Genomic DNA, 8,989 nt, shown 5'->3' with positions numbered 1-8,989 from the left:
GTACTGCCGCATGAAGAACACACCGAACGCGCTCACCAGCGACGGCAGGATGACCGCCTGGAGCTGGTCCGTCCAGTCGAGCTTGGCGACCATCATGTACAGCGGGATCACCTGGAGCTGCGGCGGCACCATCATCGTGCCGATCACGATCAGCATCAGCGCGCCACGGCCCTTGAACTTCAGCTTGGCGAAGGCGAACCCGGCGATGGTCGACAGGAAGACGATGGTCAGCGAGGAGATGCCCGCCACGATCGTGGTGTTGAGGAACGCCTCGCCGAGGTTGGCGTCCTTCCAGGCCACTTCGATCTTGTCGAAGAGGTTCGCGCCGAACCAGAACGGCGGCGGGGTCTCCGCCAGCCGCGCGTTGTCACGGGAGGCGGCGACCGCCGTCCAGAACAGCGGGAACAGCGAGATCAGGGTGAACCCGATGAGGATGATGTAGGCGACGGGCCCGCCGTGGTGCTGGCCGCCCGCCCGCGCGGCCTTCGGCCCGCGCCTGCGCCCGCCGCTCCGGGGCGGCTCGGGCGCCGCGTCGGCCGGGGGCTTGGTGATGGTCGTCGTCACGGCCGGTCTCCTAACTACTGGCGCGCAGCCGGCGCGAGATGACGTAGTTGATGATTCCGACCACGATGAGGATCAGGAACATCGTCCAGGCGATCGCCGAGGCGCGGCCCAGGTGCTGGTTCACCCAGCCCTGCTCGTACAGGTAGAGGCCGAGCGTCTGGAACTGGTGCTGGGACCCGCCGGACGCGCCCTTGTTGGCGTCGAACAGCAGGGGCTCGGCGAAGAGCTGCGAGGCGCCGATGGTCGAGACGACCACGGTGAAGAGGATCGTCGGGCGCAGCGACGGCAGCGTCACATGGAGGAACTGCTTCCAGCGGCTCGCGCCGTCGAGGGCCGCCGACTCGTACAGGTCCTGCGGGATCGCCTGCATCGCGGCCAGGTAGATCAGGGCGTTGTAGCCGGTCCAGCGCCAGATGACGATGGTCGACACGGCGATCTTCGAGTACCAGGTGCCGTTCTGCCAGTCGATCTGGTCGATGCCGAACAGCCCCAGGAACCAGTTGATCATTCCGTAGTCACGGCCGAAGAGCAGCACGAACACCAGGGTGGCGGCGGCGATCGACGTGGCGTACGGGGCGAGCATCACGACCCGGTAGAAGGTCGAGGCGCGGAGCTTGTAGTTGAGGATGTGCGCGATGCCCAGCGCCATCATCAGCTGCGGGACGGTCGAGATGACCCCGATGATCAGGGTGTTCTTCGCCGCGTTCCAGAAGAACTCGTCGTCGAAGATGCGGGTGAAGTTGCGCAGCCCCACCCAGTCCATGTCGGTGGGGGCGGTCAGCTCCACCGCGTGCAGCGAGGCCCAGCCGGTGTAGAGCAGCGGGAACAGGCCGAACGCGACGAACAGCAGGAAGAAGGGCGAGACGAAGGCGTACGGGCTCCAGCGCACGTCCCGTTGCCAGCGGCGGGACAGCCGGGCCCGGCGACGCTCCTCGGTCGCGGACTCGGCGGGCGGGCGGGCCGGGGCCGCGCCCCCCTTGACGGGGGGCGCGGCGGCGTCGTGCCGTGTGGGCATACCGGTCACTTGTCCAGTGCGTTGTCGATGGTCTTGACGGCGTTCTTCCACGCCTCCGCGGCCGACTTGCCCTGGGCCACGAGGATCACGCCGTTGTCGGTCAGGCCCTGCTGGATGATCTGGTCCTTCGGGCCGATCGTCTGCACGGGGATGTTCTTGGCGGCCTCGGCGAAGATCGTGCCGATCGGCGCGTCACCGGTCATGTCGTTCTTCGCGTCCTTGACCGCGGCCGAGTCGTAGGCGGCCGGGGTGCTGGGGAAGCTGCCCTGTACGGCGAAGAGCTTCGCCTGCTGCTCGGGAGCCGTCAACCAGGCGGCCAGCTTCGCGGCCTCCTCGGCGTTCTTGCCGTTCTTCGGCACGGACAGGAAGGAGCCGCCCCAGTTGCCGGACTTCGGGGCCTGGGCGATCTCCCACTTGCCGGCCGCCTCGGGCTTCGACTTGCCCTTGATGTAGCCGAGCATCCACGGCGGGCAGGACATCGCGGCGAACTTGCTGTTGGCGATCGTGGTGTCCCAGGCGGGCTGGAACTGCGTCTGGTTGCCGACCAGTCCGTCCTTCGCGGCCTTGGCCGTGAGGTCGAAGGCGGCCTTCACGGCCGGGTTCGTCTTGTAGATGACCTCACCGGAGGAGTCGTAGAACCGGTCCTTCTCGCTGCTGAGGATCGCCTGGAGCAGACCGCCGGGGGAGTCCAGGAACGTGGTGCCCTTGGGCGCCTTCGCCTTGTACTTGTTGCCGGTCTCGACGAGCTTGTCCCAGCTGCCCGCCCACAGCTTGCCGACCTCGGCGCGGTCGGTGGGCAGTCCGGCCTTCTCGAAGAGGTCCTTGCGGTAGCAGATGGCCATCGGGCCGACGTCGGTGCCGAGGGCGACGGTCTGGCCACCGGAGGTGGAGCCCTGCTGCCACTTCCAGGGCAGGTAGTCGTCCTTCTTGCCGTACTTCGACAGGTCGAGCAGCTTGTCGGACTGGGTGCCGACGATCTCGGCGATGTTGCCGACCTCGACCATCTGGATGTCCTGCAGGCCGCTGCCTGTGGTCAGGTGGTTGAGGAGAGCGGGGTAGTAGTTCTCGTTCCGCTCCACGACGGTCTGCTGGATGTCGATGTCCGGGTGGAGCTTCTCGTACTCCTTGTACAGGCCGGACTCCTCGAAGCCCGCGGTGCCGAACAGCCCCAGGGTGATCTTGGTCTTGCCGCCGCCACCACTACCCGACGACGTGTCGTCCTCGTCCTTGCCGTCGTCGGCACAGCCGGCGAGCAGCCCGGCGCCCAGCGCGGCGACGGCCGCGATGACCACCGTCTTGCGCGTAGTGCGGGCGATTCGGGTGCCCCCGCCCGACCGCAGCCGAGAGTGGGGGAGGGTACGTGCTCGCATTGCGTCCTCCTGATGCCCTGACGTGCCGACCCCCCGGCCAACTGCGTTGTTGGGCCCGTCTTTTCACTGCTGCGGCTCGGGCGGGGAACGTGCGGGATGTGTAAGTGCCAGGTACTGTGGGAGCGCTCCCACAAGTGATGTGTTGAAGAGTCGTCGGTTCGTGCGGGGGTGTCAAGGGAGTCGGCGCGGAGAGATGTCTTCGGTTATCGGGCTGTTAACTAACCCAGGGACCGAGGGTCGAGCATGCCCCGAACCGTCCGCCGGCGCGACCGGGGGGACTTCACAGGTCGGCGGGATCGGGGAGAGGAACTGGTCGGCGGCGGGGTCCGCGCCGGTCCGGGGGCCGGGTTCCGGCGTCCGGAACAGGGGTCGCCGGGCGTCGTCCGAGGAGCGGGACTGTTAGATTCCACGCCAGCGCGGTGTGAACGGGAGGCGACCATGGTGGCAGGCCACGGAGCACGGGGCCGAAGCGGCCGGCGGCCGACCCTGGAAGAGGTCGCCGCACGGGCCGGTGTCGGCCGCGGCACGGTGTCCCGGGTGATCAACGGCTCACCACGGGTCAGCGAGGCGACCCGGGCGGCGGTCGAGGCGGCCGTCGCGGAGCTGGGCTACGTCCCGAACACGGCGGCCCGCGCCCTCGCCGCGAACCGCACCGACGCGATCGCGATGGTCGTGCCCGAGCCGGAGACCCGCTTCTTCTCCGAGCCGTACTTCTCCGACATCCTCAAGGGCGTGGGCGCCCAGCTCTCCGACACGGAGATGCAGCTCCTGCTGATCTTCGCGGGCAGCGACCGGGAGCGCCGGAGGCTGGCCCAGTACCTCGCCGCCCACCGGGTCGACGGGGTCCTGCTGGTCTCGGTGCACGCCGACGACCCGCTGCCGGACCTGCTGTCGCAGCTGGAGATCCCGGCGGTGATCAGCGGTCCCCGCTCCGAGCACGAGACGCTGCCCTCGGTCGACTCCGACAACTACGGCGGCGGCCGCTCGGCGGTGGAGCACCTGATCGAACGCGGCCGTGCCCGGATAGCCACGATCACCGGCCGCCTCGACGTCTACGGCGCCCAGCGCCGTATCGAGGGCTACCGCGACGCCCTGGAGGACGCGGGGCGCGAGGTGGACGAGCGGCTGATCGTCCCCGGTGACTTCACGGAGGAGGGCGGCCGCCGGGCGATGTGGGAGCTGCTGGAGCGCTGCCCCGACCTCGACGCGGTCTTCGCCGAGTCCGACGTGATGGCGGCCGGTGCCCGTCAGGTCCTCCGCGAGGCCGGGCGCCGACTGCCCGACGACGTCGCCATGGTGGGCTACGACGACTCCGCCATCGCCCGCCACATGGACCCGCCCCTCACCAGCGTCCGGCAGCCGATCGAGGAGATGGGCCGCGCCATGATCGACCTGCTCCTCGACGAGATCGCCGACCGCCGTCCGGCGATCTCGCGGGGCCTGGAACGCCGCAAGGTGGTCCTGCCCACGGAGCTGGTGGCGCGGGCGTCGTCCTGACGCCGTTCAGGGCCACACCGTCCCGGGGAGAGCGGGCCGACGCGGAGCGGGACTCTCACGGCGCCCCCGGCCTCCAGCGGCCCTGCGAGGGCCCGACGTTCCTGGGGGCTGCCACAGGCCCGCGGCCGCAGCGCCGCTGATGTCAGCCGAACGCCTCGGGGACCCACAGCCGTGCCGCCGCGTCGCGGGCGACGAGGAAGCCGGAGATGGCCAGGACCCACCCGGTGGCGCCGGTCGCGCGCCGGGAGATCCAGTCGTTCATACGCTCCAGGGCGGGGTCGACCGCCGAGCGCAGCAGCACGCGTCCGGCCAGGAGCAGCACGGCGGGTACCACCATGACGAGGCAGTAGCCGGCCAGCAGCGCGGTGATCTCGACGGTGTGCAGCCCGGAGGTCGTCAGCATGCTGATGGCGCCGAGGTACGGCAGCATCGTCGCGACCTCGGCGAGTCCGGCCAGCAGGGCCAGACCGACCATCCAGGGCGCGGAGGAGTGCGCGCCGACGCGGTCGCGCCACTTGCCGGTGTCGTTCCTGCCCCTCTTCTCCCGCCGCTCGGGGTCGAAGCGGAAGCTCAGCAGGAACAGGCCCACACCGACGCCGAACTGGATCCACAGCCCGGTCCTGGCGTCCAGGGCCTCACCCGCGACGGAGAACAGGTTGTCGGCGCCGTGGACGACGGCGAGACCCACACCGAAGTAGAAGACGGTGATGGTCACCACGTAGACCAGCACCTTGCCGACGTTGAAGCGACCGGGGGCCAGCAGCAGCCACACGGGGATGAACAGGGTGCCCACGCTGGTGCTGTCGAGCAGGGCCAGGCCGGCCAGCGACAGCGATAACGGGGTGTTCAAAGGGATTCTCCTCGCTGTCCCCGACTGTCCGTCAGCCGGTCCAGGTAGCGGCTCAGCAACCGCCGTACGCGGTCGGGTGGCAGCAGCTCGGGCTCGACGGCTCGCTGGACGGTCAGGCCGTCGGCGAAGGCGATCAGGGCGAAGGCCTCGGCCCGGGGGTCGAGATCCAGGGGCAGTTGTCCGAGTCGTTGGGCGTCGGCCAGCGCCTTTGCGCACCGGTCACGGATCTCCCGGGCCCCGGCGGAGTGCACCTCCCGCAGCGCGGGGTGCCAGGCGGCCCGCGCGAGGAAGGCCAGCCAGATCCTCGCCTCGGTCCCGGTGCCCTCGTCGGCGCCCGTGAGGACGCCGAGGGAGACCAGCAGCCGCTGCTTGACGGCGTGCGGGTCGCACTCCTCCAGCAGGGCCGCGACGCGGGCGTTCATCGCCTCGCCGACATACTGCGCGGCGAAGACGAGCAGTTCGTCCTTGGTCCGGAAGTACGTCTGCACCAGGCCCGTGGTCGCGCCGAGTTCACGCGCGATGCGCGGGATGCTCGCGGCCTCCAGGCCCTCCGACTCGACCACGCGCAACAGCGCCTGAGCGACCTGTCGACGTCGTTCCACCGGGTCTGCATAACGTGGCACCCCGTTAGATTAAGAGCTTAATCCAACGTGGGTCAATGAGAGTTCCAGCCGGCCGGGCGCGCGTGGGGTGCGGGTGAGCGGTGATCGCCTCCACCGAACGACGATCGGCCCCGGTCCGCTTCCGCGGGCCGGGGCCGATGTATCAGGGTGAGTGACGGGACTCGAACCCGCGACATCCTGGACCACAACCAGGTGCTCTACCAGCTGAGCTACACCCACCATGACCGGCGGTTCATCCGAAGGTTTCCCCGACCGGCCGAGAAAAAGTGTACAGGGTCCCGAGGGGTGCCCGCGCACACGTTTCCCCGCGGGGCTTCCGGGGCCCGGCAGGGCCCCCGGAGCCGGGCTAGCCCGCGGGCAGGACGTGCTTCGCGGCGATCGTGCGGGCGGTGTCGGAGTCGGGGCCGGGCTGCGGGACGAAGATCGCCTCGCGGTAGTAGCGGAGTTCGGCGATGGATTCGCGGATGTCCGCCAGCGCGCGGTGGTTGCCGTTCTTCTCCGGGCTGTTGAAGTACGCCCTCGGGTACCAGCGCCGGGCCAGCTCCTTGACCGAGGAGACGTCCACGATCCGGTAGTGGAGGTAGTCCTCCAGCGTCGGCATGTCCCGCAGCAGGAAGCCCCGGTCGGTGCCCACGGAGTTCCCGCACAGGGGCGCCTTGCCCGGCTCCTTGACGTGTTCGCGGACGTACGCGAGGACCTGCTCCTCGGCGTCCGCCAGGGTCGTGCCGCCGGGCAGCGCGTCGAGCAGACCGGACGCGGTGTGCATCTGGCGCACCACCTCCGGCATGGTCTCCAGAGCCGAGTCCGGCGGGCGGATGACGATGTCGACACCGTCACCGAGCACATTCAGCTCGGAGTCGGTGACGAGGGCGGCCACCTCGATGAGCGCGTCGTCGGACAGCGAGAGGCCGGTCATCTCGCAGTCGATCCACACCATGCGATCGTTCATGTGTCTCACCTTACGGCCCGTGACAGCCGTACGGCCCGGTCCTGCACCGGGGTGATCCAGTGCGGGACCGGGCCGTCAGGCGCCGCTGAGGGCTAGTGCGCGCTGCGCTGCCCCGGCAGCCGGCCGGTGGCGTACAGCTCCGGCTTGGCGCCGCCGTCCGCCGCGAGGGACGCCGACGGCGCCAGGGCGCTCGCCGCGGCCGTACGACGGGCCTGGAGCGGCACCCCGTGGGCGTGCTCCGGCGACACCGGGGACGGACCGTGGTGGCCGGCCTGGCTGTCGTGCTCGACGGGCTTGTCGCCCTGCGGACGACGGGCGCGGTAGGCCGCCCGGTACGCCGCGGGGGACGAGCCGAGCTGGCGGCGGAAGTGCCCGCGCAGCGCCACCGGCGAACGGAAGCCGCAACGGCCCGCGACCTCGTCCACCGAGTAGTCCGACGTCTCCAGCAGCCGCTGCGCCTGGAGCACCCGCTGGGTGATCAGCCACTGCAGCGGGGCGCTGCCGGTCAGCGACCGGAACCGTCGGTCGAACGTCCGGCGGCTCATGTACGCGCGCGCCGCGAGCGTCTCCACGTCGAACTGCTCGTGGAGGTGCTCCAGCGCCCAGGCGACGACCTCGGCGAGCGGGTCGGCGCCGATCTCCTCCGGTAAAGACCGATCGAGATAGCGCTCCTGGCCGCCCGACCGGCGCGGCGGGACCACGAGCCGGCGGGCGAGCGCGCCGGCCGCCTCGTTGCCGTGGTCCGTCCGCACGATGTGCAGACACAGGTCGATTCCGGCCGCGGTGCCGGCCGATGTCAGTACGTCCCCGTCGTCCACGAAGAGCTCCCGTGGATCGACATGGACGGACGGATAGCGCTTGGCCAGCGTCGGCGCGTACATCCAGTGCGTGGTGGCCGGCCTGCCGTCCAGCAGTCCGGCCGCGGCCAGCACGAACGCACCGGTGCACAGCCCCACGATGCGGGCGCCCTCTTCGTGCGCGCGACGCAGGGCGTCGAGCGCTTCCTCCGGCGGCGGCGAGGTGATCGAACGCCATGCGGGCACGACCACCGTGCCCGCACGCGAGATCGCCTCAAGGCCGTTCGGTGCGGTGAGTTCCAGGCCCCCTGTGGTCCGCAGGGGGCCTTCCTCGCCCGCGCACACCAGTAGGCGGTAGCGCGGTACGCCGGCGTCCTGGCGGTCGATCCCGAACACCGACAGTGGTATGGAACTCTCGAAGATGGGGCCGCCGCTGAACAGCAGCACCGCGACGATCTCCTTGCGGCGTCGCCCGGAAAGCTTCCGGGCCGCGGCATCCGGCGCGGCGGTGGAGTCGTGGCTCATCCTGCTAAGCCCCCCTCGGTGGTCGCGGCTCCTCGGTTGTGTCGCTCCTGCACGTTTCCCCTCGGTCCTGCACGAGTCCCCCGCCGTAAGACAGTCATGATCGAATCTACTGTGTCCCGTGGTGCCGGCGTGACCAGTTCGCCACCCGGCACATTGTCGACATGGCAACTTGGCGTAAAGCATTCGATCACGAAGCGTTGCACTCGTGGGCCGTGCAGGGAAGTACGCCTCGTCCCGGTGGCTGGTCCACGTAGGGTGCGCGCGGCCCCAGGACCCCTTTCAGCGCAGGTCGAACCGGGCGTCGAGGGGTGTTCGACCCAGGGATGCCCGGTGAGCCGAAGTTGGCTGAAAAGATACGGGGGTGTGTGCGGAAACCGGTCAGTCGACCGGCGTACTCGAACCGGGATTCCGCCCGCCCCTGTGCGCCCCTGAGCCTGAGCGGCCGTGTCGGTCGCGCTGAGGGGAGTGTTCTTCGGCCACGGTGTGTTCGGTCCGGGCCGAGTGCGGTGAACGGCTCGGGGGGACCGGGCGAGCCGCATGAGGTGTGTGTGCCGGCTGGTCCCCATGGTCCCCGTGGGTCGAGTGGGCCGCGTGTGCCATCTCGGCCGCGTGGGCGGCTCCGCGCTCGGACTGGCGCAGGAGGACGCGGCACACCCCGGTCACCGCGGCCAGACCCAGTGCCGCACCCGTCGCACCGGCCAGCGAGGTGCCGTACCAGACGAGGACGACCGGCACGAGCACACAGCTGAACACCGCCCAGCGGACCACGTCCGTCGCGGTGTCGGGGTGGGCCGGGGAG

At 70.2% G+C, this 8,989-nt stretch carries 9 protein-coding genes and 1 tRNA gene; 1 reads left to right on the top strand and 9 read right to left on the bottom strand.

Annotated elements, in window-relative coordinates; translation table 11 throughout:
* From AOK15_RS01630 to AOK15_RS01620, 3 genes are all read right to left on the bottom strand, one after another.
* The coding region (locus AOK15_RS01630; RefSeq protein ID WP_167738779.1) for a carbohydrate ABC transporter permease at positions 1-564 on the bottom strand (564 nt) is incomplete at its 3' end.
* A 10-nt stretch (positions 565-574) separates the two neighbouring features.
* Positions 575-1,579, bottom strand: a complete 1,005-nt coding sequence (locus AOK15_RS01625) for a carbohydrate ABC transporter permease (RefSeq protein WP_055511906.1) — start codon at positions 1,577-1,579, stop codon at positions 575-577.
* A gap of 5 nt (positions 1,580-1,584) precedes the next feature.
* Positions 1,585-2,949, bottom strand: a complete 1,365-nt coding sequence (locus AOK15_RS01620) for an ABC transporter substrate-binding protein (RefSeq protein ID WP_055511903.1) — start codon at positions 2,947-2,949, stop codon at positions 1,585-1,587.
* 441 nt (positions 2,950-3,390) lie between these two features.
* Between AOK15_RS01620 and AOK15_RS01615 the strand changes: the two genes are divergently transcribed.
* Positions 3,391-4,446 (top strand): LacI family DNA-binding transcriptional regulator, encoded by a 1,056-nt coding sequence (locus tag AOK15_RS01615; RefSeq protein WP_055511905.1) that lies wholly within the window; start codon positions 3,391-3,393, stop codon positions 4,444-4,446.
* 142 nt (positions 4,447-4,588) lie between these two features.
* On the opposite strand, the gene AOK15_RS01610 is transcribed toward AOK15_RS01615, so the two are convergent.
* From AOK15_RS01610 to AOK15_RS01585, 6 genes are all read right to left on the bottom strand, one after another.
* Positions 4,589-5,296: a GAP family protein gene (locus AOK15_RS01610; RefSeq protein WP_055511901.1), complete on the bottom strand. Its 708-nt coding sequence runs from the start codon at positions 5,294-5,296 to the stop codon at positions 4,589-4,591.
* Complete coding sequence (locus AOK15_RS01605; RefSeq protein ID WP_167738778.1) at positions 5,293-5,898, bottom strand: TetR/AcrR family transcriptional regulator; 606 nt, start codon at positions 5,896-5,898, stop codon at positions 5,293-5,295. The genes AOK15_RS01610 and AOK15_RS01605 overlap by 4 nt, the downstream gene beginning before the upstream one ends.
* 167 nt (positions 5,899-6,065) lie before the next feature.
* Positions 6,066-6,138, bottom strand: a tRNA-His gene (locus AOK15_RS01600).
* A gap of 127 nt (positions 6,139-6,265) precedes the next feature.
* Positions 6,266-6,868 (bottom strand): oligoribonuclease, encoded by a 603-nt coding sequence (orn, locus tag AOK15_RS01595; protein ID WP_055511897.1) that lies wholly within the window; start codon positions 6,866-6,868, stop codon positions 6,266-6,268.
* A 92-nt stretch (positions 6,869-6,960) separates the two neighbouring features.
* Entirely contained in the window at positions 6,961-8,190 is a 1,230-nt protein-coding gene (locus AOK15_RS01590) for a helix-turn-helix domain-containing protein (protein ID WP_055511895.1), read from the bottom strand.
* A 378-nt stretch (positions 8,191-8,568) separates the two neighbouring features.
* On the bottom strand, positions 8,569-8,989 hold a 421-nt coding region (locus tag AOK15_RS01585; protein ID WP_055511893.1), incomplete at its 5' end, for a hypothetical protein.

Source organism: Streptomyces ossamyceticus (assembly GCF_001418475.1).
Lineage (GTDB): Bacteria > Actinomycetota > Actinomycetes > Streptomycetales > Streptomycetaceae > Streptomyces > Streptomyces ossamyceticus.
This window is presented reverse-complemented; position numbering and strand designations above follow the sequence as displayed.